The 24,360-nt window shown below is 70.2% G+C and carries 24 protein-coding genes; 15 read left to right on the forward strand and 9 right to left on the reverse strand.

Annotated elements, in window-relative coordinates:
* The first annotated feature begins 39 nt into the window (after positions 1–39).
* The 10 genes from H6927_02180 (at position 40) to H6927_02225 (ending at position 10,558) form a co-directional block, all read left to right on the forward strand.
* A complete protein-coding gene (locus H6927_02180) occupies positions 40–918 on the forward strand; it encodes a CBS domain-containing protein (protein MCP5216904.1) in 879 nt (292 codons plus the stop codon).
* Positions 879–2,468 (forward strand): apolipoprotein N-acyltransferase, encoded by a 1,590-nt coding sequence (gene lnt / locus H6927_02185; protein ID MCP5216905.1) that lies wholly within the window; start codon positions 879–881, stop codon positions 2,466–2,468. The genes H6927_02180 and lnt overlap by 40 nt, the downstream gene beginning before the upstream one ends.
* Positions 2,469–2,519: 51 nt before the next feature.
* Positions 2,520–3,041, forward strand: coding sequence for a 3-hydroxyacyl-[acyl-carrier-protein] dehydratase FabA (gene fabA / locus H6927_02190; GenBank protein ID MCP5216906.1), 522 nt, complete (start codon positions 2,520–2,522; stop codon positions 3,039–3,041).
* Positions 3,038–4,255: a beta-ketoacyl-ACP synthase I gene (gene fabB / locus H6927_02195; protein ID MCP5216907.1), complete on the forward strand. Its 1,218-nt coding sequence runs from the start codon at positions 3,038–3,040 to the stop codon at positions 4,253–4,255. The genes fabA and fabB overlap by 4 nt, the downstream gene beginning before the upstream one ends.
* Before the next feature lie 107 nt (positions 4,256–4,362).
* Positions 4,363–5,283, forward strand: coding sequence for a glycine--tRNA ligase subunit alpha (gene glyQ, locus H6927_02200; GenBank protein MCP5216908.1), 921 nt, complete (start codon positions 4,363–4,365; stop codon positions 5,281–5,283).
* Between the two features lie 271 nt (positions 5,284–5,554).
* Entirely contained in the window at positions 5,555–7,684 is a 2,130-nt protein-coding gene (locus tag H6927_02205; GenBank protein ID MCP5216909.1) for a glycine--tRNA ligase subunit beta, read from the forward strand.
* On the forward strand, positions 7,685–8,281 hold the full coding sequence (locus H6927_02210) for a hypothetical protein (protein MCP5216910.1): 597 nt from the start codon (positions 7,685–7,687) through the stop codon (positions 8,279–8,281).
* Between the two features lie 8 nt (positions 8,282–8,289).
* On the forward strand, positions 8,290–8,874 hold the full coding sequence (gene gmhB / locus H6927_02215; GenBank protein MCP5216911.1) for a D-glycero-beta-D-manno-heptose 1,7-bisphosphate 7-phosphatase: 585 nt from the start codon (positions 8,290–8,292) through the stop codon (positions 8,872–8,874).
* Positions 8,871–9,644 carry a 1-acyl-sn-glycerol-3-phosphate acyltransferase gene (locus H6927_02220; GenBank protein MCP5216912.1) on the forward strand — a complete coding sequence of 258 codons (774 nt, stop codon included), beginning with the start codon at positions 8,871–8,873 and terminating at the stop codon, positions 9,642–9,644. The genes gmhB and H6927_02220 overlap by 4 nt, the downstream gene beginning before the upstream one ends.
* 8 nt (positions 9,645–9,652) lie before the next feature.
* Positions 9,653–10,558: a M48 family metallopeptidase gene (locus H6927_02225; protein ID MCP5216913.1), complete on the forward strand. Its 906-nt coding sequence runs from the start codon at positions 9,653–9,655 to the stop codon at positions 10,556–10,558.
* Between the two features lie 33 nt (positions 10,559–10,591).
* On the opposite strand, the gene H6927_02230 is transcribed toward H6927_02225, so the two are convergent.
* Positions 10,592–13,075: a penicillin acylase family protein gene (locus tag H6927_02230; protein ID MCP5216914.1), complete on the reverse strand. Its 2,484-nt coding sequence runs from the start codon at positions 13,073–13,075 to the stop codon at positions 10,592–10,594.
* Between the two features lie 151 nt (positions 13,076–13,226).
* Between H6927_02230 and ada the strand changes: the two genes are divergently transcribed.
* Positions 13,227–14,285: a bifunctional DNA-binding transcriptional regulator/O6-methylguanine-DNA methyltransferase Ada gene (gene ada, locus H6927_02235; protein ID MCP5216915.1), complete on the forward strand. Its 1,059-nt coding sequence runs from the start codon at positions 13,227–13,229 to the stop codon at positions 14,283–14,285.
* Positions 14,286–14,471: 186 nt separating this feature from the next.
* On the opposite strand, the gene H6927_02240 is transcribed toward ada, so the two are convergent.
* From H6927_02240 to H6927_02270, 7 genes are all read right to left on the reverse strand, one after another.
* Positions 14,472–15,449, reverse strand: a complete 978-nt coding sequence (locus H6927_02240) for a tripartite tricarboxylate transporter substrate binding protein (GenBank protein ID MCP5216916.1) — start codon at positions 15,447–15,449, stop codon at positions 14,472–14,474.
* A gap of 42 nt (positions 15,450–15,491) precedes the next feature.
* The gene (locus tag H6927_02245) at positions 15,492–15,818 is read right to left on the reverse strand and encodes a DUF4387 domain-containing protein (GenBank protein MCP5216917.1); all 327 of its coding nucleotides are present in this window, start codon (positions 15,816–15,818) and stop codon (positions 15,492–15,494) included.
* 13 nt (positions 15,819–15,831) lie between these two features.
* Positions 15,832–17,193, reverse strand: a complete 1,362-nt coding sequence (locus tag H6927_02250) for an acyclic terpene utilization AtuA family protein (GenBank protein MCP5216918.1) — start codon at positions 17,191–17,193, stop codon at positions 15,832–15,834.
* 169 nt (positions 17,194–17,362) lie between these two features.
* On the reverse strand, positions 17,363–18,355 hold the full coding sequence (locus H6927_02255; protein ID MCP5216919.1) for a sigma-54-dependent Fis family transcriptional regulator: 993 nt from the start codon (positions 18,353–18,355) through the stop codon (positions 17,363–17,365).
* Between the two features lie 38 nt (positions 18,356–18,393).
* Complete coding sequence (locus H6927_02260) at positions 18,394–19,164, reverse strand: SDR family oxidoreductase (protein MCP5216920.1); 771 nt, start codon at positions 19,162–19,164, stop codon at positions 18,394–18,396.
* A 26-nt stretch (positions 19,165–19,190) separates the two neighbouring features.
* Positions 19,191–19,856, reverse strand: coding sequence for an enoyl-CoA hydratase/isomerase family protein (locus H6927_02265; protein MCP5216921.1), 666 nt, complete (start codon positions 19,854–19,856; stop codon positions 19,191–19,193).
* Between the two features lie 6 nt (positions 19,857–19,862).
* Positions 19,863–20,975 (reverse strand): MBL fold metallo-hydrolase, encoded by a 1,113-nt coding sequence (locus H6927_02270; protein ID MCP5216922.1) that lies wholly within the window; start codon positions 20,973–20,975, stop codon positions 19,863–19,865.
* A gap of 124 nt (positions 20,976–21,099) precedes the next feature.
* Between H6927_02270 and H6927_02275 the strand changes: the two genes are divergently transcribed.
* Both H6927_02275 and H6927_02280 read left to right on the forward strand, forming a co-directional pair.
* Positions 21,100–21,522, forward strand: coding sequence for a MerR family DNA-binding transcriptional regulator (locus H6927_02275; protein ID MCP5216923.1), 423 nt, complete (start codon positions 21,100–21,102; stop codon positions 21,520–21,522).
* Positions 21,523–21,584: 62 nt separating this feature from the next.
* On the forward strand, positions 21,585–22,760 hold the full coding sequence (locus H6927_02280; protein ID MCP5216924.1) for an isovaleryl-CoA dehydrogenase: 1,176 nt from the start codon (positions 21,585–21,587) through the stop codon (positions 22,758–22,760).
* 47 nt (positions 22,761–22,807) lie between these two features.
* Here the strand turns inward: H6927_02280 and H6927_02285 are convergent, their stop codons facing one another.
* Positions 22,808–23,392, reverse strand: coding sequence for an ORF6N domain-containing protein (locus H6927_02285; GenBank protein ID MCP5216925.1), 585 nt, complete (start codon positions 23,390–23,392; stop codon positions 22,808–22,810).
* A 120-nt stretch (positions 23,393–23,512) separates the two neighbouring features.
* On the opposite strand from H6927_02285, the gene H6927_02290 reads away from it, so the two are divergent.
* Together H6927_02290 and can are read left to right on the forward strand one after the other, a co-directional pair.
* Positions 23,513–23,668: a hypothetical protein gene (locus tag H6927_02290; GenBank protein MCP5216926.1), complete on the forward strand. Its 156-nt coding sequence runs from the start codon at positions 23,513–23,515 to the stop codon at positions 23,666–23,668.
* A gap of 20 nt (positions 23,669–23,688) precedes the next feature.
* Positions 23,689–24,357 (forward strand): carbonate dehydratase, encoded by a 669-nt coding sequence (can, locus tag H6927_02295; protein MCP5216927.1) that lies wholly within the window; start codon positions 23,689–23,691, stop codon positions 24,355–24,357.
* The last annotated feature ends 3 nt before the right edge of the window (positions 24,358–24,360 follow it).

Below are 24,360 nucleotides of genomic sequence, written 5' to 3' on the forward strand. Positions count from 1 at the left end.
GCGTCTCCGAGACCACCGCACGTCCTGCACCCCGCCACCTTGCCCGACCCCCACCCTGCGCGCCCCCATGAGCGCGAAGACAAGCGCAGCCTGCTGCGCAAGCTGATCGAGTTCATCCGCCCGGGGCCCGACTCCACCGACGAGCTGATCGAGGCCCTGGCCGAGGCCGAGGACAAGTCGCTGATCGACGCCGAGAGCCGCATCATGCTGGAGGGCGTGCTGCGCCTGTCCGACCAGAGCGCGGGCGACGTGATGGTGGCCGCCCCGCGCATGGACCTGCTGGACATCGAGGCGCCCTACGACGAGCTGCTGCGCCAGGTCATCACCACCGCGCACTCGCGCTTTCCGGTCTACCAGGGCGAGCGCGAGAACATCATCGGCATCCTGCTGGCCAAGGACCTGCTCAAGCTGCAGCGCGCGCCCCAGCTGAACCTGCGCACCCTGCTGCGCCCGCCGGTGTTCATCCCCGAGAGCAAGGGCCTGAACGACCTGCTGCGCGAGTTCCGCGCCAACCGCAACCACCTGGCCATCGTGGTCGACGAGTTCGGCCGCACGGCCGGGCTGGTGACCATCGAGGACGTGCTGGAGGAGATCGTCGGCGAGATCGAGGACGAGTTCGACATCGAGGGCGACGCCGGCGACATCTTCGCCCTGCCCGACAACAGCTGGCGCGTGGCCGGCGACACGCCCCTGGAGCGCTTCAACGAGTCCTTCGGCGTGCACCTGGGCGCGGACCCGGACGGCGACCTGGACGTCGAGTTCGACACCATCGGCGGGCTGATCGCCCACGAGATGGGCCACGTGCCCAGCCGGGGCGAGCGCTTCAGCCTGGGCGGGCTGGACTTCGTGGTGCTGCACACCAAGGGCGGCGCGGTGCGCTGGTACAAGGTCTCGCGCACGCCGACGGGCGCCGCGTGATCGCCGCCCTGATCGCGCTGGCCGCCGGCGCGCTGCACGCGCTGGCGCTGGCCGACCCCTGGACCGGCCAGGCCCACGGCTGGCTGCAGGGGCTCAGCCTGGTGCTGCTGGTGGCCTTGCTGATGCCCGCGCCGCACGCCGGGCGCCCGCGCTGGCGGCGCGGGCTGACGCTGGCCTGGCTGTTCGCGCTGGCCTGGCTGGCGGGCACCTTCTGGTGGCTGTTCATCTCGATGCACGTCTACGGCGGCCTGAGCGCGGCGCTGGCCGTGGCGGCGGTGCTGGCGCTGGCGGGCCTGCTGGCCTTGTATTACGGCGTGGCGGGCGCCCTGTTCGTGCACTGGGCGCGGCGCGAGCGGCCGGCGACGGCGGCGCTGCTGTTTGCCGCGCTATGGACGCTGGCCGAGCTGGCGCGCGGGCGCTGGTTCACCGGCTTTCCCTGGGGCGCCGGCGGCTATGCGCACGTGGACGGCGCGCTGGCCGCCCTCGCCCGCTGGGTGGGCGTGTACGGCATCGGCTTGGCGGCGGCCTGGCTGGCGGCGCTGCTGGCGCTGGCCCTGGGCCGGCGCGCAGGGCCCCAGGCGCAGCCGGCGCGCGGCCTGGCCGTTGCGGGGCTGCTGGCCGCGCTGCTGCTGGGCTGGGGGCTGGCCCGGCCCTGGCTGCCCACGCCGCCCACGCCCGCGGGCCCGCGGCTGGAGGTGGCGCTGCTGCAGGGCAACATCGCGCAGGACGAGAAGTTCATCCCCGGCACCGGCGTGGTCGATTCGCTGCGCTGGTACGGCGAGCAGCTGCAGGCCAACACCGCCCCGCTGGTGCTGGCGCCCGAAACCGCCCTGCCGCTGCTGCCGCGCCAGCTGCCCGAGGGCTACTGGGCGGCGCTGCAGGCGCGCTACGCCCGGCCGGGCCAGGCGGCGCTGCTGGGCATGCCGCTGGGCGATCTGGATACCGGCTACACCAACTCGGCCGTCGGCCTGGCGCCAGGGCAAGCTGCGCCCTACCGCTACGACAAGCACCACCTGGTGCCGTTCGGCGAATTCATCCCGCCGCTGTTTCGCTGGTTCGTGCAGCTGATGAACATCCCGCTGGGCGACTTCACGCCGGGCGCCATCAACCAGCCGTCCTTTGCGTGGCAGGGCCAGCGCCTGGCGCCCAACATCTGCTACGAGGACCTGTTCGGCGAGGAGCTGGCGGCGCGCTTTGCCGACCCGGCCACCGCCCCCACGGCCTTCGTCAACCTGAGCAACATCGCCTGGTTCGGCGACACGGTGGCCATCGACCAGCACCTGGCCATCAGCCGCATGCGCGCGCTGGAGTTCGAGCGCCCGGTGCTGCGCGCCACCAACACCGGCGCCACGGCCATCGTCGACGCGCAAGGCCGCGTCACGCAGCAGCTGCCGCGCCTGACGCGCGGCGTGCTGCGCGGCACCTTCCAGGGCGGCACCGGCATCACGCCCTACGCGGCGTGGGCGGCGCGCTGGGGCCTGGCGCCGCTGTGGGGCGCGGCGGCGCTGATCGTGCTGGCCGCGGCGGCGGCCGGGCGGCGCGGGGATTGACGGCGCGCTGCCGTCAGGGTGTGCACAACGCTCAGGCACAATGGACGCTCTATGGCTGAATCCTTTTCCTACGAGCAGTTGATCGCCTCCGGCGAGGGCCGTCTGTTCGGGCCCGAGGCGGGGCGCCTGCCCCTGCCGCCCATGCTGATGTTCGACCGCATCACGCACATCGACGACAGCGGCGGCGCGCACGGCCTGGGCAAGATCGTGGCCGAGCTGGACGTCAAGCCCGAGCTGTGGTTTTTCGCCTGCCACTTCCAGGGCGACCCGGTGATGCCCGGCTGCCTGGGGCTGGACGCCATGTGGCAGCTGATCGGCTTTTTCCTGACCTGGCTGCGCCTGCCCGGCCGCGGGCGCGCGCTGGGCGCGGGCGAGGTCAAGTTCACCGGCGAGGTGGGCCCCGACGTGAAGCTCGTGACCTACGAAATCGACATCAAGCGCGTGGTGCGCCGCAAGCTGAACATGGCCATCGGCGACGCGCGCCTGCTGGCCGACGGCAAGGAAATCTACGTCGCCAATGACTTGCGCGTGGGCCTCTTTTTACGCGAGGGCGACAGCAAGGAAACGCCATGAACAAACGGCGCGTAGTCATCACGGGCGCGGGCATCGTCTCGTGCATCGGCAACGATCTGGCGGCGGTCGAGGCCTCGCTGCGCCAGGGCCGCTCGGGCATCAAGGCGGCGCCCCAGTTCGCCGAGCTGGGCCTGCGCAGCCAGGTGGCCGGCGCGCCCGAGATCGACCTGGAGTCGCGCATCGACCGCAAGCAGCTGCGCTTCATGGGCGACGCGGCGGCCTACGCGCAGATCGCGCTGGAAGACGCGATCCAGCAGGCGGGCCTGGCGCCCGGGCAGGTGAGCCACCCGCGCACCGGCCTGATCATGGGCTCGGGCGGCGGCTCGCCGGCCAACCAGATCGAGGCCGCCGACACCCTGCGCAGCAAGGGCATCCGCCGCGTCGGGCCCTACCAGGTCACGCGCTGCATGGGCTCCACGGTGTCGGCCAACCTGGCGACCAATTTCCGCATCAAGGGCATCAACTACTCCATCACCTCCGCCTGCTCGACCTCGGCGCACTGCATCGGCGCGGCCGCGCAGCAGATCGCCTGGGGCACGCAGGACGTGATGTTCGCCGGCGGCGGCGAGGAGCTGTCCTGGGGCCTGGCGCTGCTGTTCGACGGCATGGGCGCCATGTCCAGCAAGTACAACGCCACGCCCGAGAAGGCCTCGCGCCCCTACGACGCCAACCGCGACGGCTTCGTCATCGCCGGCGGCGGCGGCGCCGTGGTGCTGGAGAGCCTGGAGCATGCGCAGGCGCGCGGCGCCACCATCCTGGCCGAGGTGGCGGGCTTCGGCATCTCGTCCGACGGCGAGGACATGGTGGCCCCGTCCGGCGAGGGCGCGGTGGCCTGCATGCGCCAGGCCATCGAGGGCCTGGCCGAGCCGATCGACTACATCAACACCCACGGCACCTCCACCCCGGTGGGCGACGTGCCCGAGCTGCACGCCATCCGCAAGGTGTTCGGCGACCGCATCCCGCCGTTTTCCAGCACCAAGTCGCTGGCCGGCCACTCGCAGGGCGCCACCGGCGTGCAGGAGGCCATCTTCAGCCTGATCATGCTGATGAAGGGCTTCATCGCCGGCTCGGCCAACGTCGAGACGCCCGACCCGGCCGTGGGCGACATGCCGCTGGTCACCCGCGCGCGCGAGGCCACGCTGCGCCAGGTGCTGTCCAACAGCTTCGGCTTTGGCGGCACCAACGCCTGCCTGGTGCTGCGGCACTGGGGCTGATCAGTTCAAAATTGATAGCTTCCCGCGCTTGATCGGCAGGCGCCGGAGGCCTGTTTGACCCTCATCGCTAAAATACCGGGTTGGTCTCGACCCGGTCTTCCCCTGCCATGCTCACCTTCCAGCAGATCATTCTCCAGCTCCAGCAATACTGGGACGCGCAGGGCTGCGCGCTGCTGCAGCCCTACGACATGGAGGTGGGCGCCGGCACCTCGCACACCGCCACCTTCCTGCGCGCCATCGGCCCCGAGCCCTGGAAGGCCGCCTACGTGCAGCCCAGCCGCCGCCCCAAGGACGGCCGCTACGGCGACAACCCCAACCGCGGCCAGCACTACTACCAGTACCAGGTCGTGCTCAAGCCCGCGCCCGACAACATCCTGGAGCTGTACCTGGGCAGCCTGCAGGCGCTGGGGTTCGACCTGAAGAAGAACGACATCCGCTTCGTCGAAGACGACTGGGAGAACCCCACGCTGGGCGCCTGGGGCCTGGGCTGGGAGGTGTGGCTCAACGGCATGGAGGTGACCCAGTTCACCTACTTCCAGCAGGTGGGCGGCATCGACTGCCGGCCCGCCACCGGCGAGATCACCTACGGCCTGGAGCGCCTGGCCATGTACCTGCAGGGCGTGGAGAACATGTTCGAGCTGCTGTGGACGGTGGATGCCGATGGCCGCAAGCTGACTTACGGCGATGTGTTCCACCAGAACGAGGTCGAGCAGTCCACCTACAACTTCGAGCATTCGGACGTGGACTTTCTGTTCACCGCCTTCGACGCGCACGAGAAGCAGGCCAAACACCTGGTGGACGTGCAGCTGGCCCTGCCCGCGTACGAGCAGGTGCTCAAGGCCGCGCACAGCTTCAACCTGCTGGACGCGCGCGGCGCCATCAGCGTGACCGAGCGCGCCGCCTACATCGGCCGCATCCGCAACCTGGCGCGCGCCGTGGCCGCCAGCTACTACGACAGCCGCGAGCGCCTGGGCTTTCCGCTGGCGCCGCGCGAGTGGGTGGCGCAGATCGAGCCGAAGGCGGCTTGAGATGAAGCCGAGCACCGGGCCCCGATATTCGCCCCCTCTCCCTCTGGGAGAGGGCGATCGGCCTGCTTGGCATGGGCTGCTTCTCCCGTCTCATGCACCGCAGTTGCCGCGCAAGCCGTTCGACAAAGCCCTCTGGCGTGCGCAAGCGAAGGCCCATCTGGCCGCCATGCCGCCTTCCGAGTCAGTCATCCGTGCCCTGCGCGATCAGGCGAGGTACTGATTCGCCCATGGACACGTTGGCACGCACACGACCGCCTTTTGATTTTTTGCCATGACCGCCAACAACCTGCTCGTCGAACTCTTCGTCGAAGAACTCCCCCCCAAGGCGCTGAAGAAACTGGGCGAGGCCTTTGCCGCCCGGCTGTTCGAGCAGCTCGCGGCCCAGGGCCAAATCACGGCGGACAGCCAGGTCACGCCCTACGCCAGCCCGCGCCGGCTGGCCGCGCACATCACGCAGGTGGCGGCCAAGGCGGCCGACAAGCCGGTGCGCCACAAGCTGATGCCCGTGAGCGTGGGCCTGGATGCGCAGGGCCAGCCCACGCCGGCGCTGCTGAAGAAACTGCAGGCCCTGGGCCTGGACGCGGCCGCCGTGCCATCCCTGCAGCGCGCGGTGGACGGCAAGGCCGAGGCGCTGTTCCACGACAGCGTGGCCCCCGGCGCCACGCTGCAGGCGGCGCTGCAAAAGGCGCTGCACGAGGCCATCGCGCACCTGCCCATCCCCAAGGTGATGACCTACCAGCTGCAGCACGGCACGCCGCTGCCCGGCTGGGACAGCGTGCAGTTCGTGCGCCCGGCGCACGGCCTGCTGGCGCTGCACGGCGCCGAGGTGGTGCCGGTGACCGCACTGGGATTGAGCGCCGGCCGCGTCACGCACGGCCACCGCTTCGAGGCCGCGCGCGACCCGATCGAGATCGCCCACGCCGACCAGTACGCCGACACGCTGCGCGGGCAGGGTGCCGTGATCGCCTCCTTCGGGGAGCGCCGCGCCCTCATTCAATCGCAGATCAAAACGGCTGCAACCGGCGCGGGGCCAGCGCTGCACGCTATCGAAGACGAAGCATTGCTGGACGAGGTGACGGCCCTGGTCGAACGCCCCAAGGTGCTGGTGTGCCAGTTCGATCCGGCCTTCCTCGAAGTGCCGCAGGAGTGCCTGATCCTGACCATGAAGGCCAACCAGAAGTACTTTCCGCTGCTGGACGGCGCCGGCCGGCTGACGCACCGGTTCCTGGTGGTCAGCAACATCAGCCCCGACGATGCCAGCGCGGTGATCGAGGGCAACGAGCGCGTGGTGCGCCCGCGCCTGCAGGACGCCCGGTTCTTCTTCGACCAGGACCGCAAGAAGACGCTGGAAAGCCGCGTGCCGCAGCTGGCCAAGGTGGTCTACCACAACAGGCTGGGCACGCAGGGCGAGCGCAGCGAGCGCGTGCGCGTGATAGCCCGCGCGATCGGCGAGCAGCTGGGCGGCGCCACGCTGGCGGCGCAGGCCAGCCAGGCCGCGCACCTGGCCAAGGCCGACCTGGTGAGCGACATGGTGGGCGAGTTTCCGGAGCTGCAGGGCACGATGGGCCGCTACTACGCGCTGCACGACGGCCTGCCGCCCGAGGTGGCCGACGCCATCGAAGACCACTACAAGCCCCGCTTTGCCGGCGACAGCCTGCCGCGCGGGCCGGTGGGCACGGTGGTGGCGCTGGCCGACAAGCTGGAGACGCTGGTCGGCCTGTTCGGCATCGGCAGCCTGCCCACCGGCGACCGCGACCCCTTCGCCCTGCGCCGCCACGCGCTGGGCGTGATCCGCATGCTGGCCGAAAAGCAATTGCCGCTCGACCTGCCGGCCCTGCTGGATGCCGCCGCCCGGCCCTTTGGCGCGCTGCTGGCCAACCCGGTGCAAAGCAACGCGCAGCTGCTGGCCTTCATCCACGAGCGCATGGCCGGCTACCTGCGCGAGCTGGGCGCCAGCACGCAGGAGGCCGACGCCGTCATCGCCGCGCCGCTGCGCGCCAGCCAGCTGCCGCAGGCCCTGGCCGCCGTGCGCGCCTTCGCCCAGCTGCCCGAGGCGCCCGCCCTGGCCGCGGCCAACAAGCGCGTCGGCAACATCCTGAAGAAGGCCGAGGGCGAAGCCGGCGGCGCGGTCCAGCCCGAGCTGCTGCGCGAAGCCGCCGAAAAGGCCCTGTACGACGCCCTGCAAACCGTGGCCCCGCAGGCCGACGCCGCCTTCGAGCAGGGCGACTACACCGCCAGCCTGCAGCGGCTGGCCGCGCTCAAGAGCCCGGTCGATGCCTTCTTCGACGGCGTGATGGTCAACGCCGACGACCCGGCCCTCAAGGCCAACCGCCTGTGCCTGCTGCAGCAACTGCACCGGGCGATGAACCGGGTGGCCGACCTCTCGCGCCTGGCGGCCTGAATGCCCGCCGCCCCCTGGCGCGCCTGGGCCGAGCTGCTGGCCGCGCCGCTGGCGGTGCTGCTGCTGCGCGCCGGCCTGCAGGCGCAGGGCGAGAACGACGCCAGCGGCCTGCAGCCCCTGCGCGCCGCCACCCTGGTGGCCGACCCGTACCAGGCGATGTGGGCGGCGGCGCGCCCCTTCGTGTTCACCGCCCTGGGCCTGCTTGCCGCCGTGCTGCTGCTGCGCTGGGCCCTGCGCGCGGCGCTGCGCCGCCACGGCTGGCCGCGCGTGCGGCCCTGGGCGGTGGCGCTGTGGGTGCTGGCCTGGCTGCTGGGCGGCGCCTGGCTGCTGGCCGACCACCTGAACCGCGGCGCGCGCCAGCCGCTGCCCGAGCAGACCGTGCGCGTGCTGCTGGCGCGCGAGGTGCCGGCCAGCGAGCGCGGCGTGGGCGGCACCGAGGTCTACTTCGAGGCGCCCGATGCGCCCGCGCCCCAGCGCCTGCTGGCCGAGGCGCAGCCGATCGGCGCGTTTCCCATCGGCAGCCAGGCCCGCCTGCACGCCGAGGCCGGCCGCTGGTGGGGCCGCTGGGGGCGCCTGGCGCCGCCGGCCGGCGGATAATCGCGCGCATGAAACTGGTCATCGTCGACCGCGACGGCACCCTCAACGTCGAGCGCGAAGGCTTCTTGCAGTCGCCCGACGACTGGCAGGCGCTGCCGGGCGCGCTGGATGCGATCGCGCGGCTCAACCACGCGGGCTTTCAGGTGGTGATTGCCGCCAACTGGCCCGGCCTGGGGCGCGGGCAGGTGGACATGGCCACCGTCAACGCCATCCACGCGCGCATGAACAAGCAGCTGGCGGCGGCCGGCGGACGCATCGAGGCGATCTACTTTTGCCCCCACGCGCCGGACGAAGGCTGCACCTGCCGCAAGCCGCAGCCGGGCCTGCTGCGCCAGATCGGCGAGCGCTACAAGATCGACCTGGCGCGCGTGCACGCCGTGGGCAACAGCGCCAGCGACGCGCAGGCCGCGCAGGCGGCCGGCTGCCGGGTGCACCTGGTGCTGACGGGCCGCGGCGCGCCGGCGCGCACCGACCCGCTGCCGCCCGAGTTTCCGGCCGGCACCCAGGTGCACGCCGACCTGGCGGCCTTCGCCACGGCCCTGATCGCGGCCGACGAAGCCGCCCACCCCGAGCCCCAATCCTCGCCCGCATGAACGCCCTTCGCTCCGCGCTGCACCTGTTGTGGATGGCGGTCACCGTCATCCCCTGGGCCACGGTGGTGGTGCTGATCGCGCCCTTCACCTCCAAGGAGCGCCTGTACCGCATCTGCCGCGCCTGGCTGGGGCTGACCATGCACGCCGGCCGCTGGATCCTGGGCATCCGCAACCGCGTCAGCGGCATGCAGAACCTGCCCGCCGGCGCCGGCGACGGCGCGGTGCTGCTGGTCAAGCACCAGTCGGCCTGGGAGACCTTCTGCATGCCGCCGCTGATGCCGCACCCGCTGGCCTACGTGTTCAAGCGCGAACTGCTGCGCATCCCCTTCTTCGGCTGGGCCATCGGCCGGCTGGACATGATCCACATCGACCGCGAGCACCGCACCGAGGCGCTGCGCAAGGTCACCGAGCAGGGCCGGCGCCTGCTGGGCCAGGGCGTGTGGGTCATCATGTTTCCGGAGGGCACGCGCATCCCGCGCGGCGAAAAGGGCGCCTACCAGAGCAGCGGCGCGCGCCTGGCCATCGACTGCGGCGTGCCGGTGGTCCCGATCGCCGTCACCTCGGCGCGCTGCTGGCCGCGCAAGGCCTTCGTCAAGAAGCCCGGTGTCGTCGACATCTCCATCGGCCCGCCGATCGCCACCGCCGGCCGCAAGGCGCACGAGGTGACGCGCGAGGCCGAGGCCTGGATCGAGACCGAGATGCGCCGCCTGGACCCCGAGGCCTACCCCACGCCCGAAACGCCGCGCTCCACGGTGCGGCCCAGCGCCTGACGACACCCATGCCGGCCATGCGCCAGTTGCTGCTCGATCTGTTCGGCGCCGGCAGCGCCACCGAGGATATCGAGCCGAATCGGCCTCCAACCCGCATCAGTCAAGCGCCACCAGCTACCGATTCGATAGTCAATGGCAGCGCGCCCGCGCTCGAGCTGCGGCAGGCCCTGCCCCCGGCCGCCTTCAGCCACCCGCAGGCCAACCGCCACATCGTGCTGGGCGACGCCCAGGTGGCCTACGCGTTCCGGCGCGGGCGGCGGCGCACCATCGGCCTCACGGTGGGTGCCGAGGGCCTGTCGGTCAGCGCGCCGCGCTGGACGCCGCTGGCCGAGGTCGAGGCCCTGCTGCGCCAGAAAAGCCGCTGGGTGCTGGACAAGCTCATGCAGGCGCGCGAGCACAGCCAGGCCCAGACTCTGGTGCGCATCGACTGGCGCGAAGGCGCCCCCGTGCCTTATCTGGGTCAGCCCCTCACGCTGCGGCTTGACCCGCGCCAGCGCCACGGCTCGGCCGGCGCGGTGCTCGAGGGCAGCACGCTATGGCTGGGGCTGCCGCAAGACGCCGCCGCCGAGCGCCTGCGCGACACCGCGCAGGCCTGGCTGATCGGCCAGGCGCGCCGCCTGTTCACCGCCCGGCTCGACCACTACGCCCCGCAGCTGGCGGTGCGCTGGCAGCGCCTGACGCTGACGGCCGCCCGCACCCGCTGGGGCAGCGCCAGCGCGGACGGCTCGATCCGCCTGAACTGGCGCCTGATCCACCTGAGCGAGGCGCTGATCGACTACGTGGTGGTGCACGAACTGGCCCACCTGCGCGAGATGAACCACAGCCCGCGCTTCTGGCAGCACGTGGGCGAGGTGCTGCCCGACTACGCCCAGCGGCGCGGCACGCTCAAGGCCGAGCGCGTGCCGCAGGAATAGGCGGCCAACCCACGCTCCGGCCCGGGCGCCTTTTCAACGCTTGATGGTCAAGGTCTGGCTGGACTCCAGCCGGGCATCCACGGACTGGGCGCCCACCACGTCCGGCTTGCATGCCCCGGCTTCAAACAGGCGCAACTGGTCGTCGTAGTGCCTGGTTTTTTTCAGCTCCGGACTGACGAAGCCACTCTGGCCTGGCGCCATCAGCGAACACATCTCCACCGCGTTCTTGCGCAAGACCACCCGGAATCCCGCCGTTCCCCGGTTTTGATACAGCGCCGCCTCCTGGTCCTGCGTGGCCCATGGCACGCCAATGGCGTTGGTCTTGGAAAACCGGTGTTTGGGCGCCGGCGTCAGCCATTGAGACATGTCGGCGCCGTGCTGGCGGGTCAAATCCGCCACGGCGCTGGCCAGCGCGGCGCGAACGACGGTGTCCGGTGCCTGGCCTTTCAGAAAGTCGTGGCGTTGCGGGACGCCCGAAGAGACCCCTTGAAGCGCGTTGAACAACAGCTTGGATACCCGCGCCGGCTGCAGGCTGCCCGGCGCGCCCCCCGTGAGCGGGGCGTATCCCAGATCGGTCAGCGATGCCAGCACGCCGGCCGGCAGCTCATCCTTGAACACCGCGGTGGTCATGGCTTTCAGCCAGGCCTGGAGAATGGTGACACCCGGGCCGTCGTAGCGGCCGTCGTGGTTGGCGTCCTTCAGATGCATGTCCCAGGCGGCGACGGCGTCCGCGGCCTGCCGGACGGGGTCCGAAGCCGGCAGCGACGCAGCGGCCGACCGGATGAACGGCACGAAGTAGCGGGCATTCAGATCCGCCGAAGCGGCGTTGTTGGCCACGTTCCACGCTTGCTCGGGGGTGAACGTTTTTTGGCTGGCCAGTTGCGCGCCGATCTCGTTCACGCGGTCCACGGCCGAGAAATTGGCGCCGTCGGCGCGCAGGCCGGCGGCGATCTGGTTGTTCCAGCTCGCGAAATAGCCTTGCGCCGGATTGAAGGATTTCGGATTGGCGCTGAACGGCAGGCGCCCTTGCCACTCCATGCTGCCATCGCCCAGCGCGGGCAACTGGATGTTCTGCTGCGCGGGTCGCGCCGGCAATGCCCCCAGCCCTGCCGCGCCGATGTTGCCGTCGACGTCCGCGTAGAACCAGGTGATGGAAGCGCTCACGCGCGCCGCCTGCGCCATGAATTGATCCCAGTTTTTGGCTTGCGCGGCCTTGGCCCAGCCCAGCATGGTTTCGACTTCAAAACCCTCCCACGACCGCTTCATGCTGTAAGCCGTGTGCCTGGCCATATCCCACGTCTGCACGAAACCATGGACGGTCGAGTAGATGTCGAACGTGCGGTCGGGCTCGCCCTTCACCCGGATGGATTCGGTGCGCTTTTGCATCGGAACGAAGCGCCCGTTGAACTTGTACTCGTGACGGTTGTCCGGGTTCAATTGCTCCTGATAGATGTCGTTGGTGTCCAGCGAGCCGACCGTGGAGCCCCAGGCCACCGTGCCATTGGTGCCGAAGAGGATGGGCAGCAAGCCGATGCCGGTCATCCCCGTCAGGTCATAGCCCGCGCCATGCAGCCCGATGGCCGTCACGAAGGCCGGGTTGTTGAACCCCTGCTGAGGGCCGTTGTAGAGGATGGGCACGCCACCGCTCGTCCTCGATGGCCCCAACACCCAGGCGTTGCTGGCCGTGGGCATGTTCTCGGTGGCTGCCAGCCCCAGCCGGGCAATTTGCAGCGCCCGGTGTGCGTCGGCCGCCGCCTGTGAGATCGGTTTCAATGCCGAGTGCATGTCGGGCATCGCCTGGCGCGCCGCAACCTGGGCCGGCCGGGGAATGATGGTGGGAGCCTTGGGGTCTTCCAGCCATCGCATCTGATCGTAAATCTGCTGGCCCACGACCGCGCCTTTGTCCGCCTTGAGCTGATTCAGAAGGGCCAGGTTGGCCACCTCGGCGCTGCCGCCGAAGAAGCGGTTCAGGATCAGGCCGATCCAGATCAAGGCCACATCCTCCGAACGCCAGGCGCTGGGCTCGAAACCCGCGTCCATGAACTCGCGTGGCAAAAGCTGGGCCTTGTTCGCCAGCACCTCCTGGATGCGGGCGTTGACGCCCTGGGCGTAGCCGTCGAACATCGCCCGGTCGTCCGCCGGCAAGGCATCCAGTTGCCGCCGGATCGATGCCGGATCAATGCCGGAGCGGGTGGCGATGTCCGTCGCGGCATATTGCGGCCCGAGAACGGCGGCCACGGTGCCATTGCCCGAGCGCTTGGCCATTTCCAGTTGATAGAGACGGTCCTGCGCGACGGCGTAGCCAAATCCGTAAAACAGATCGAAGGGGCTGCTTGCGTAAACGTGGGGGGTGCCGTAGGTGTCGCGCCGGATCGTGACCTTGGAGGTGCCGTTTTCCTGTCCACCGGCCGAGGCCGATGGGGCCACCAGCGATGCGCCCATGCGGCCGCCACAGGCGCTGAGCAGCACCGCGCTACCCAGGGCCATGATGGTCCATCGGGTGAAATTTTTTGTCATCGGTCTGGCTTTCATTATTGCAATGCGTCCATGATCGTTTAACCTTAAATTAATGACAAGTCATGGAATACCCTGGCCTGAATCCGGATCTCGCGAATTCAACCGCAAGCCGCGGGATGCAGGCCACCGCCACCCACCCTACAGTGGCGTCATGACCTCAGCTGCCTTGCCCCCATCCGCCACCGACCCGCGCTGGGCCGCCGTGCTGGCGCGCGATGCGCGTGCCGACGGCCGCTTCGTCTACGGCGTGCGCACCACCGGCGTGTGGTGCCACCCCAGCAGCCCCACGCGCCGCCCGCGGCCGGACAACGTCGAGTTCTTCGACAGCCCCGCCGCCGCCGAGGCCGCCGGCTACCGCCCCAGCCGCCGCACCGCGCCGGACGGCGAGCACGCCGCCCGCGTCGCCGCCGCCTGCGCGCGCATCGAAGCCTGCGTGCAGGCCGGCGAGCCCGCGCCCGGCCTGCACGCGCTGGCCGATGCCGCGGGCCTGAGCCCATTTCACTTTCACCGCGTCTTCAAGGCCGCCACCGGCCAGACGCCCGCCGCCTGGGCCTGCGCGCGCGCGCCCGCCGCCCTGCGCCAGGCGCTGCCGCGCAGCGCGCGCGTGACCGACGCCGTGTACGACGCCGGCTTCGGCGCCGCCAGCCGCTTCTACGCCCAGGCCGACGCCGCGCTGGGCATGGCGCCGGGCGCCTTCCGCGCCGGCGGGCGCGGCCAGCGCATCCGCTTTGCCGTCGCGCAATGCGCTTTGGGCGCCATCCTGGTGGCCGAAAGCGCGCGCGGCCTGTGCGCCATCGCGCTGGGCGACGAGCCCGAGCCGCTGGTGCGCCAGCTGCAGGACCAGTTCCCGCAGGCGCAGCTGGTGGGTGGCGATGCCGCCTTCGAGCGCCACGTGGCGCAGGTGATCGGCTTTGTCGAGCAGCCCCGCATCGGGCTCGAGCTGCCGCTGGACGTGCGCGGCACCGCCTTTCAGCAGCGCGTGTGGCAGGCGCTGCGCCAAGTGCCGGCCGGCAGCACCGTCAGCTACGCCGACATCGCCCGGCGCATCGGCCAGCCGCGCGCCACGCGCGCCGTCGCCCGGGCCTGCGCCGCCAACACCCTGGCGGTGGCCATCCCCTGCCACCGCGTGGTGCGCAGCGACGGCGCGCTGTCGGGCTACCGCTGGGGGGTGGAGCGCAAGGCGCAGCTGCTGGGGCGCGAGCGCTCCTGAAATGAAACACCCCCAGTCTCCACTCGCTGCGCGATGTTTCGCCTTCCCCCTTGCAGGGGGCACGCCCTCTGGCCGGGGAAACCCCGGCCAGGGGCTTACGCACATGGCCTGCTCCGCGGCCCTTGGGCTCTTGGTGTTTCATGTGCTGCGGGTGGCGCGCAGCGCCATGGATAACTGAGATGGGGCCTACTCGGCCACGATCTTCTTGTCGGTGGCGATCTTGCGCCACACGGCCAGATCGTCCTTGACGCGCTCGGCCAGCTCGGCGGGCGACAGGGCCAGGGGCGTGGCGCCATCGGGCGCCAGCAGCGCCATCACCTCGGGCGTCGACGCGATCTGGTTCAGCTCGCGGTTCAGGCGCGCCACCACCGGCGCCGGCGTGCCAGCCGGGGCGAACACGGTGACCCAGATGTCGGCCGCGAAGCCGGGCACCGCGCTGGCCACCGTGGGCAGCTGCGGGAACACGGGGCTGGGCTGCGCCGATGTCACCGCCAGCGCGCGCACCTTGCCCGACTTGATCTGCGGCGCGATGGAGGTGTAGTTGGAGATCATCATGTCGATCTGCCCGCCGGCCAGGTCCATCAGCGCATTGGCCGCGCCCTTGTAGGGCACGTGCATCATCCGGATGTGCGCCGCGTCCGACAGCATCTCGCTGGACAGGTGCGCGACGGAGCCGATGCCTGCCGTGCCATAGCTCAGCTTGCCTGGCGCGGCCTTGGCCGCGGCGACCAGCTCGGCCGTCGACTTGATGGGCGTGGCCGCGCTCACGGCCAGCAGCATCGGCCCATTGCCGATCAGCGACACCGGGACGAACGCGCTGACCGGGTCGTAGGGCAGCCTGGCCTGCGTGACCGCCGCCGTCAGGAAGGTGGACGACGTGAGCAGAAGCACCGACCCGTCGGGCGGGCTCTTGGCGACGTAGTCCGAGCCGATGACGCCGGCCGCGCCAGGGTGGTTCTCGACGATCACGGTGTTGCCCAGGCGTTGCGCCAGCAGGGGCGCCATCGCCCGCGCGATCGCGTCGTTGCTGGCGCCGGCCGAGAACGGCACCACGATCTTCATCAGGGGCGGCAGCTTCGGTCCGGCGTCGGCCTGCGCCCACCCGAGGGCGGGCACCAGGGCGGCGGCCGCGAGCAGGGCGCGGCGGGTCAAGGCATTCGGCATGGTTGTCTCTCCTTATTGAAATGGGTGCAAGCCGGCGCGGCCTCAGGCCGGGATGGCCAGCTCCAGCAGAGGCGCGTACTGCTGCGCGCCGAAGATGTCGCCGTCGCCCGCGCTGCCGCTGGGGCGCTCGCGGTAGACGGTGAACTTGATCGCCAGCCCGGGCACGTACTCGACGAAATCGCTGATGCGCTCGGGCGCGATGCGGTACAGGGCGGCCATCGACTGGCGGCTGATCGCGCCGGAGCGGCGCACGCGCTCGAAGTCGGCGACGTCGCGGAAGATGATGTCGAAGGTGATCTTGTTGACGCCGGCGTTCTTGCTGCGGATGGTCTTGGCCAGCTGGCTCAGGGGGGTAGTGGACGCGCTCATGAAGGTCTCCAGGTCAAATGCCGGCTTCCACCAGCCGGGTGGGGAACAGTTCCATCGGGTCGTCGACTTCCAGGGTGTGGTTGAGCGTCCAGCGGTAGGCGGCGCTGGCGTGCAGCACCTCGTCCAGCGGGAAGGCGACCGAGCCGGCCGTGCCTTTCACGTCGGGCAGGCGGGCGTAGAACATCTGGCGCAGGCCGATCATGGTGACCTCTTCCGCCATCTCCCGGGTGGGCGCCACGCCCTGCACCATCACGCACAGCTCGTGGCCGGGCTGCTCGCGCAGCGGCTCCAGCGCGCCCATCACGCCATCGCGGCCGTAGACGTTGTAGTGCAGCTCATAGCCCGTGTCGCCAAAGCGTGCGCGCACCTGCTCGCGCGCCCAGCCGATGACGGCGTCCACGTGGGCGATGGTGTAGGGATCGCGGATGCCGCACAGGCCGACGCAGCGCTCGCCCACCTTGCCCGCGCCTTCCAGCTTGACGCGCACGCGCGGGTCCGGCACGAAGCGCGAGCCCGTGATGCGGGTCGTGCGCTCGGTCAGCTGTTCGTAGTGGCAGTGCGTCATGTCGAGCCGGCCGCCGGCAAAAAACTCCTCGTACGGGTTGGAGCGCTCGTACATCGCGTGGCCCGAGACCGACGCGATGGTGCAGCGCTGCTGCGGGTGCATGGCGGTCACGCGCACGTCGTCCTGGCGAATCTCGCCCAGCACGGTCTCCTTGCCGCCATAGGGTTCGGCGCAGAACGACGCGCACTCCAGCACCTTGCCCAGGTAATAGGCCCGGTCGGCGGGAAATCCGTGGTGCAGCGCCGGCGCGGCGAACACCGCGGCGTCCGAGCTGCGGCCGCCGATGATCACGTCCGCGCCCTGCCGCAGCAGGTGGATGTACGGGTGCACGCCGGCCATCGCCACGATGCGGTCGGTCGCGTCCAGCTCCGACAGGCTCAGGTCGGCAAAGCCGTCGAGGCCGCGCACCACGGCGCCCTGCTGCATGCGCTGGCGCAGCGCGGCCGTACTGACCTCGGAATGGAAGTAGCCCAGCTTGAATTTCGGCAGGCCGTGCTGGCGGGCGATGTCGCGGATCATCTCCACGTACATGTCCACGCGGCTGTTGCTGCCGGTGTCGCCGGCCGAGCCGATGATCATCGGCACGCCCAACCGGCGCGCGGCCAGCAGCATGTGCTCCAGGTCATGGCGCTGCCAGGCCTTGGGGCTGGTCGAGGTGTCGGAGCCCAGCGGCACCGGCCCCACGTCGTCGCTTCCGGAGTCGGCGGCGATGCAGTCGGGGCCGGCCTGGACGCCCAGCTCGAAACTCTCGGTGCGCAGCGGAGCAAAGCCCAGGTGCCCATTCGGGCAGATGATTTTCAGTGATTCCATGCCAAGTCTTTGGGAAGTGTGTTCACGACACCCCTTCCTTGCAACTTGCATGCCAGGCGCCGGCGCCTTTCAAACACCCATCAAATTCAATGGGTTGCGCCAAAGCATCGGCGCCGCCAACGGCTTGATGCGTGGAAATTTACGTGTTTGCGTGTATTTCACGCAGGGCTCAGCTCAGCTGCAGTTTCAGCTTGAGCATTTGGTGGCGCAGGGCATGGCGCGTCAGTCCAAGCGCCGCCGCCGCATGGCCCAGGTTGCCACCGGCTTGCTGCAGCGCCTGTTCGATCAGCTGGCGCTGATAGGCGGCCGTGGCCTCGTGGTAGCTGGCCGGCGCGGCACCGGCCGTGATGGGGGGCGTGCGTGGGGAGCGCACCGCGCGCACGATCCGATCGGGCAGGTGCGCCAGGCGGACGCGCTCGCCGTCCTCCAGCAGGCAGATGCGTTCGAGCAGGTTCTCGAGCTCGCGCACGTTGCCCGGCCACGGGTAGCGCCGGAATATGTCGGCCACGTCCGGATCGATCGTCTGCATGCGGCTGCCGTACTGGAGGTTGCAAGCCGCCAGGTGGTGCTGCGCGAGCAGGAAGACGTCGTCGCCGCGCTCGCGCAGCGGCGGCAGGTTGAGCGCGACCACCTGCAGCCGGTAGTACAGGTCGTCGCGGAACACGCCGGCCTTGACCTCGCCCAGCAGGATGCGGTTGGTGGCCGCGATGAAGCGGACGTCCACCTCGATGGGGCGCACGGCGCCCACGCGGCGGAAGCGCCGGGCGTCCAGCAGGGTGAGCAGCTTGGCCTGCATCACGGCGTCCAGCTCGCGGATCTCGTCCAGGAACACCGAGCCGCCATCGGCGGCCTCGATCAGCCCGGGCTTGTGGGACACGGCACCGGTGAAGGCGCCCTTCTCGTGGCCGAACAGTTCGGATTCGAGCAGCGCGCTGGGAATGGCGGCGCAGTTGATGTCGACGAACGGCGCCTGGCTGCGCCTGGACGCGGCGTGCAGCGCGCGGGCGACCAAGCCCTTGCCGGTGCCGGTTTCGCCGTAGATCAGCACCGTGCGGGCGTTGCTGAGGGCGACGCGCTCGATGAGGCGCCGCAGCTCGACGATGCTGGGGTGCTCGCCGATCAGGGTCGGGCGTGGAGCGTTCGCCTCAAGGTGGTGCGCCATCCGGATAGGATAGCAAGCCGCTCATCCCCCCAAAGCAGCTACCGCGCCCAGGCCACGCCGCCGTCCACCACCAGTGTCGAGCCCACCACGTAGTCCCCCGCGCGCGAGGCCAGGTAGATGGCGGCGCCGGCCATGTCCTCGGGCGTGCCGATGCGGCCGGCCGGCGTGCGCCGGGCCACCTCGTCGGCGTGGTCGCGCGCAGTCTGGTTCATGTCGGACGCGAACGGGCCCGGCGCGATGGCGCTGACGACGATGCGCCGGGGCGCCAGCGTCATGGCCATGCGCTTGGTCAGGTGGATCAGCCCGGCCTTGCTGGCGGCGTACGAATAGGTCTCCCACGGGTTGACGCTGATGCCGTCGATGCTGGCGATGTGGATGACCTTGGCCAGGTGGTCGGTGGCGGCGGCCTCGAGCATGGGCGTGAGCGCCTGCGTGAGGAAGAACGGCGCCTTCATGTTCAGGTCGGCCACCTTGTCCCAGCCGCTTTCGGGAAACGCGTCGTACGGCGCGCCCCAGGCCGCGCCGGCGTTGTTGACCAGGATGTCCAAGCTCTTTTCGTGCTGCCGCAGGGCGGCCGCCAGCGCCTGGATGCCCGCCAGCGTGGAGACGTCGGCCGGCAGCGACACGCAGGGGCCGAGGCTCGAGAGCTCGCGCGCGGTGGCGTCGCAGGCCTCGGCCTTGCGCGCCGAGATGTACACGCGCGCGCCGGCGCGCAAAAAGCCCTCGGCGATCATGCGGCCGATGCCGCGCGAGCCGCCGGTGACCAGCGCCGTGCGGCCGCGCAGCGAAAACAATTGGTCGATGTCCACGATCGGTTCCTCTCGTCTTGTGAAGTTCAATGGCCTTCGGCATCCAGCGTCGCGCCGAACCCGCGCAGCGCCGCGTCGTGCAGCAGCGTTTTCACGCGCGCGAGGGCGCCCGGCTCGGCCTGCTCCAGCAGCCGGCCAAAGGCGCGCGCCTCGTCCAGCAGCGCGTGGGCCGGCGTGACTTGCCACACCAGCCCCCAGTCGTGCGCCTGCCGCGCGGTGAAGGCCTGGCCGGACCACAGCAGCGCCTTGGCGCGGCCCAGGCCGATCAGGCGCGGCAGCAGGGCGTGGATGCCGCCGGTGCCGGGCAGGCCGAGCTGCGCCTCGGGCAGGGCAAAGCGCGCGTCCTCGCTGGCAAAGACCACGTCGCAGTTGAGCGCCAGCTCCAGGCCGGCGCCCACCGCCCAGCCCTGCACCGCCGCGATCGAAGGCTTGCCGTGCTCCACCAGCGCGGCGGCCACCTGCTGCAGCGTGGCGACGAAGGCGGCGCTGGCGGGCGCGTCGCGGTCCTTGCCGGCGCAAAACGCCCGGCCCTCGCCGCGGATCAGCAGCAGCCGCACCGCAGGGTCGTCCTGGCCCTGGCGCACCGCGTCCAGCAGGGCCTGCGCCGACTGCGGCGTGAGCGCGTTCAGGCGAGCGGGCCGGTTCAGGGCGATCTCGAAGAGGCCGCCGACGCGCTGGCAGACGATATCCATGCTGCGTCAGACCGGCGCAAAGCGCCAGATGCCGGCGGCGTCGCGCGTGCGCGCCAGCTGGCCGCCATGCCACAGGCGGTGCAGGTGCGCCACCGACTCGCCCAACGCGAAGGTGGTCTGGTGCAGATCGAGCGGGCGCTTGAACAGCACCGGCAGCATGTCGTAGGCGCTCACCGGCCTGGCGTGGGCGGCCTGCACCACCTCGGCCAGGCGGTCGCGGTGGTGGTCGTGCAGTTGCTGGATGCGGGTGTGCAGACCCTTGAACGGCCTGCCGTGCGAGGGCAGCACCAGGGTGTTTTCGGGCAGCGGCTTGAAGCGGTCGATGGAGTCCAGGAACAGCGTCAGCGAATCGGCCTCGGGCTCCATCTCGTACACGCTGACGTTGGTGGAGATGCGCGGCAGCACCATGTCGCCGCTGATCAGGATGTTCGGCGCCTCGCCCGCCGCCGTGGGCGCGCCTTCGCCCGTCGCCGCAGGCGAGCCTTCACGGTACAGCGCCATGTGCTCGGGCGCGTGGCCGTAGCCGGCCACGCAGCGCCAGGCCTGGCCGCCGATGGTCAGCTGCATGCCGTCGATCAGGCGCGCGTAGCTGGGCGGCACGGCGGGCACCAGGCCGCTGTAGTAGTTCTTGCGGTTGCGGACCTGCTCCAGGTCGCCTTCGTCGAGCATGCCGTGGCTGCGGAAGTACGCCGCCAAGCGGTCGCCGCCGAAGCTGTTGACCACCTCGCAGGCGTAGCGCGCGGCCTGGAAGTCGGTGCCGCTGATCCACAGCGGCGCCTGCCAGCGCTCGCACAGCCAGTGCGCCAGGCCGATGTGGTCGGGGTGCATGTGGGTGACGACGACGCGCACCACGGGCAGGCCCTCCAGCTCGTGCTCGAACACCTGCTCCCACAGCGCGCGCGACTCGGGCCGGTCGATGCAGCAGTCCACCACCGTCCAGCCCTCGCGGCCCTGAAAGCGGTCGCGCAGCAGCCACAGGTTGATGTGGTCCAGCGCAAAAGGCAGCGGCATGCGCACCCACTTGACACCGGGCGCCAGGCTGATGGCGCGGCCGGGCGCGGGCAGTTCGTCGCCCAGCGGGTAGTGCAGGGCGCGTTCGAGTTCGGCGGAAAGGGACATGAGGGGGAGGACCGGAGGTCTCGGGTAGGATGGCGGTGCAGTTGACGTAAACGTCAACCAAGCCGATCATTTTAGGAACCCGGCGCATTTCCTGCCCAGCACCCGCGCGACAGCACGCCCGCCCATGGCCACCACCTACACCATCAGCGACCTGGCGCGCGAGTTCGACCTCACGCCGCGCGCCATGCGCTTTTACGAGGACATGGGCCTGCTGCAGCCCGAGCGGCGCGGCCCCGGCGGGCGCCAGCGCGTGTACAGCAACCGCGACCGCACGCGCCTGAAGCTCACCCTGCGCGCCAAGCGCCTGGGCCTGTCGCTGGTGGAGGCCAAGGCGCTGATCGACATGTACGACAGCCCGCGCGACACCGAGGCGCAGCTGGAGCAGTTTTTGCGCGTGCTGGGCCAGCACCGCCTGCAGCTGGAGGCGCAACTGGCCGAGCTGCAGGCCACGCTGCGCGAAGTCGGCCAGCACGAGAAGGACGCCCGCGCCCTGCTGGAGCGCCTGCCCCGCAAGGGCGGCGCGCCGCGCCGTGCGGAATTCAATTGACGTTGACGTAAACGTCAATCAAAATCCGGTCCATACCGACCCATCCAACGAGGAGCCTTCCCATGAGCCAACTGCCCGGCCTGAACTTTCACCTGGGTGAAGACATCGACGCCCTGCGCGAGGCGGTGCGCGCCTTCGCCGTCGAGGAGATCGCGCCGCTGGCCGCCCAGGTCGACCGCGACAACCTGTTTCCGCACGACCTGTGGGCCAAGCTGGGCGAGATGGGCCTGCACGGCATGACCGTCAAGGCCGAGTACGGCGGCACCGAGCTGGGCTACCTGGCCCACATCGTGGCGATGGAGGAAGTCTCGCGCGCCTCGGCCTCGGTGGGCCTGTCCTACGGCGCGCACTCCAACCTGTGCGTCAACCAGATCCACCGCAACGGCAGCGCGGCGCAAAAAGCCAAGTACCTGCCCAAGCTGGTCAACGGCCAGCACGTGGGCGCGCTGGCCATGAGCGAGCCGGGCGCCGGCAGCGACGTGGTGAGCATGAAGCTGCGCGCCGACAAGAAGGACGGCTACTACGTGCTCAACGGCGGCAAGATGTGGATCACCAACGGCGGCGACGCCGACACCCTGGTGATCTACGCCAAGACCGAGCCCGAAATGGGCGCGCGCGGCATGACGGCCTTCATCGTCGAGAAGGGCTTCAAGGGCTTTTCGGCCGGCACCAAGCTGGACAAGCTGGGCATGCGCGGCAGCAACACCTACCCGCTGTTCTTCGACAACTGCGAGGTGCCCGAGGAAAACGTGATGGGCGGCGAAGGCAACGGCGCCAAGGTGCTGATGAGCGGGCTGGACTACGAGCGCGCCGTGCTCTCCGGCGGGCCGCTGGGCATCATGGCCGCGTGCATGGACGCGGTGCTGCCCTACGTGCACGAGCGCCAGCAGTTCGGCCAGGCCATCGGCGAGTTCCAGCTCATGCAAGGCAAGGTGGCCGACATGTACAGCACCTGGCAGGCCACGCGCGCCTACGTCTACGCCGTGGGCCGCGCCGCCGACCATGCCGCCCATGCGCGCAGCTTCCGCAAGGACGCGGCGGGCGCCATCCTCTACTCGGCCGAAAAAGCCACCTGGATGGCCGGCGAAGCCATCCAGGCCCTGGGCGGCGTGGGCTACACCAAGGACTTCCCGGTCGAGCGCCTGTGGCGCGACGCCAAGCTGTACGAGATCGGCGCCGGCACCAGCGAAATCCGCCGCATGCTGATCGGGCGCGAGCTGTTTGCCGAGACGGTGTGATGGGAGCGCCGGCGTCCCGCCGGCAAAAGGGCGGGGTGAATCGCTCGTCAGCCCCTGCGGCTTCCGGGTTTGCCTTGCTTTTCCTGCGGCGCCACGAATCCGATGGGCCGCTTCGGCGCGGCGGGTGGCGACATCAGCTCGCGCACGGCATCCAGCAGCTGCCGGAGCTGTCCGCGTGTGTGGGCGCTGAACATGCCGTGCTCCGTTTCCAGCCGGCCGGTGCGCTCCTCCAACTCCATCAGGCGCCTGGCCAGGTCGGCATGCAGCGCGCTGGCCTGGCGCATCTGCACGAAGGCCCGCACCACGTAGATGCCCATCTCCACCGCCTGGCCGCTGGCCAGCACGTTGGCCGCCTGGATCGCTCCATGCTCGGTGAACGCGAACGGCATTGACTTGGAAAATTTCAGCTTCCGGAGGTGATCGCAATTTGCGATCACCTCGGCCTTTTCGCCGTCCGTGAGCTGGAACATGAAGTCAGGCGGAAATCGCCCCGCGTTGCGCTTGACCTGCTCATTCAGGCGCCGCGTGGGCACCCCATACAGCTCGGCCAAGTCGGCATCGATCATCACTCGCTGGCTGCGCAGCGTCAGAATGCGCGCCTCCAGGCGCAGGGTGGTCAGGGCCGTGCTCATCGAAGCTCCTTGCAGTCACCGGCATGGTACTCTCGATTTGATAGCTGTTGACGCCTTCCCTGCCCGGGCTGGAGTCGGAAAACCCCACGATACCCCGCTGCCGCCTACTGCAACGCAACCGTGCGCGACACCTGGCAGCTGGGCTGGTGGATCCTCAGCCAGGGGGCCGGCATCGAGGTTCTTGGGCCCGGCCATCTGCGCGAGAAGATCGCGCGGGAGATCGACGCCGCTCACGCTCGCTACCGGCCGGCAACACCAGGACCCGGTACCTCATGAAGTGGCGGTACCATTCCGTCATGTCTTCCTCACTGCAACACCTGATCGACAACAACCGCGCCTGGGCCGAGCGCGTGGAACGCCAGCAACCCGGGTTTTTCGAGTCGCTGGCGCAACAGCAGACGCCCAAGTACATGTGGATCGGCTGCTCCGACAGCCGCGTGCCGGCCAACCAGGTCATCGGCCTGGCGCCGGGCGAGGTCTTCGTGCACCGCAACGTGGCCAACGTGGTGGTCAGCTCCGACCTGAACGCGCTGTCGGTCATCCAGTTCGCGGTGGACGTGCTCAAGGTCGAGCACATCATGGTGGTGGGCCACTACGGCTGCGGCGGCGTGATGGCGGTGCTGCGCGGGCAGCGCATCGGCCTGGGCGACAACTGGCTGCGCCACGTGCACGACGTCAAGCAGCGCCACCGCAGCCGCTGGATGCATCTGTGCACGGCCGATCAGGAAAGCACGCTGTGCGAGATGAACGTGATCGAGCAGGTGGGCCACGTGGCCGAGACCACCGTGGTGCAGGACGCCTGGGCGCGCGGCCAGACGCTGTCGGTGCACGGCTGGTGCTACGGCCTGAAGGACGGCCTGGTCAAGAACCTGGGCGTGACCATGTCCAGCCCGCAGCAGGTGGTGCCGGTGTACACAGAGGCCATCAAGCGCTATCCGCGCCAGCCGCTCAACCCCACCGCATAGGCC

The organism is Burkholderiaceae bacterium (genome assembly GCA_024235995.1).
GTDB lineage: Bacteria > Pseudomonadota > Gammaproteobacteria > Burkholderiales > Burkholderiaceae_C > Ottowia.

Coding starts and splice junctions, on each gene's coding strand:
- fabA (MCP5216906.1), top strand. CDS start 2,520: ATGGCTGAATCCTTTTCCTACGAGCAGTTGATCGCCTCCGGCGAGGGC.
- H6927_02275 (MCP5216923.1), top strand. CDS start 21,100: ATGGCCACCACCTACACCATCAGCGACCTGGCGCGCGAGTTCGACCTC.
- H6927_02230 (MCP5216914.1), bottom strand. CDS start 13,075: ATGACAAAAAATTTCACCCGATGGACCATCATGGCCCTGGGTAGCGCG.
- gmhB (MCP5216911.1), top strand. CDS start 8,290: ATGAAACTGGTCATCGTCGACCGCGACGGCACCCTCAACGTCGAGCGC.
- H6927_02250 (MCP5216918.1), bottom strand. CDS start 17,193: ATGGAATCACTGAAAATCATCTGCCCGAATGGGCACCTGGGCTTTGCT.
- H6927_02220 (MCP5216912.1), top strand. CDS start 8,871: ATGAACGCCCTTCGCTCCGCGCTGCACCTGTTGTGGATGGCGGTCACC.
- H6927_02205 (MCP5216909.1), top strand. CDS start 5,555: ATGACCGCCAACAACCTGCTCGTCGAACTCTTCGTCGAAGAACTCCCC.
- H6927_02210 (MCP5216910.1), top strand. CDS start 7,685: ATGCCCGCCGCCCCCTGGCGCGCCTGGGCCGAGCTGCTGGCCGCGCCG.
- H6927_02265 (MCP5216921.1), bottom strand. CDS start 19,856: ATGGATATCGTCTGCCAGCGCGTCGGCGGCCTCTTCGAGATCGCCCTG.
- ada (MCP5216915.1), top strand. CDS start 13,227: ATGACCTCAGCTGCCTTGCCCCCATCCGCCACCGACCCGCGCTGGGCC.
- H6927_02255 (MCP5216919.1), bottom strand. CDS start 18,355: ATGGCGCACCACCTTGAGGCGAACGCTCCACGCCCGACCCTGATCGGC.
- can (MCP5216927.1), top strand. CDS start 23,689: ATGTCTTCCTCACTGCAACACCTGATCGACAACAACCGCGCCTGGGCC.
- H6927_02225 (MCP5216913.1), top strand. CDS start 9,653: ATGCCGGCCATGCGCCAGTTGCTGCTCGATCTGTTCGGCGCCGGCAGC.
- H6927_02285 (MCP5216925.1), bottom strand. CDS start 23,392: ATGAGCACGGCCCTGACCACCCTGCGCCTGGAGGCGCGCATTCTGACG.
- H6927_02280 (MCP5216924.1), top strand. CDS start 21,585: ATGAGCCAACTGCCCGGCCTGAACTTTCACCTGGGTGAAGACATCGAC.
- glyQ (MCP5216908.1), top strand. CDS start 4,363: ATGCTCACCTTCCAGCAGATCATTCTCCAGCTCCAGCAATACTGGGAC.
- H6927_02240 (MCP5216916.1), bottom strand. CDS start 15,449: ATGCCGAATGCCTTGACCCGCCGCGCCCTGCTCGCGGCCGCCGCCCTG.
- fabB (MCP5216907.1), top strand. CDS start 3,038: ATGAACAAACGGCGCGTAGTCATCACGGGCGCGGGCATCGTCTCGTGC.
- H6927_02245 (MCP5216917.1), bottom strand. CDS start 15,818: ATGAGCGCGTCCACTACCCCCCTGAGCCAGCTGGCCAAGACCATCCGC.
- H6927_02270 (MCP5216922.1), bottom strand. CDS start 20,975: ATGTCCCTTTCCGCCGAACTCGAACGCGCCCTGCACTACCCGCTGGGC.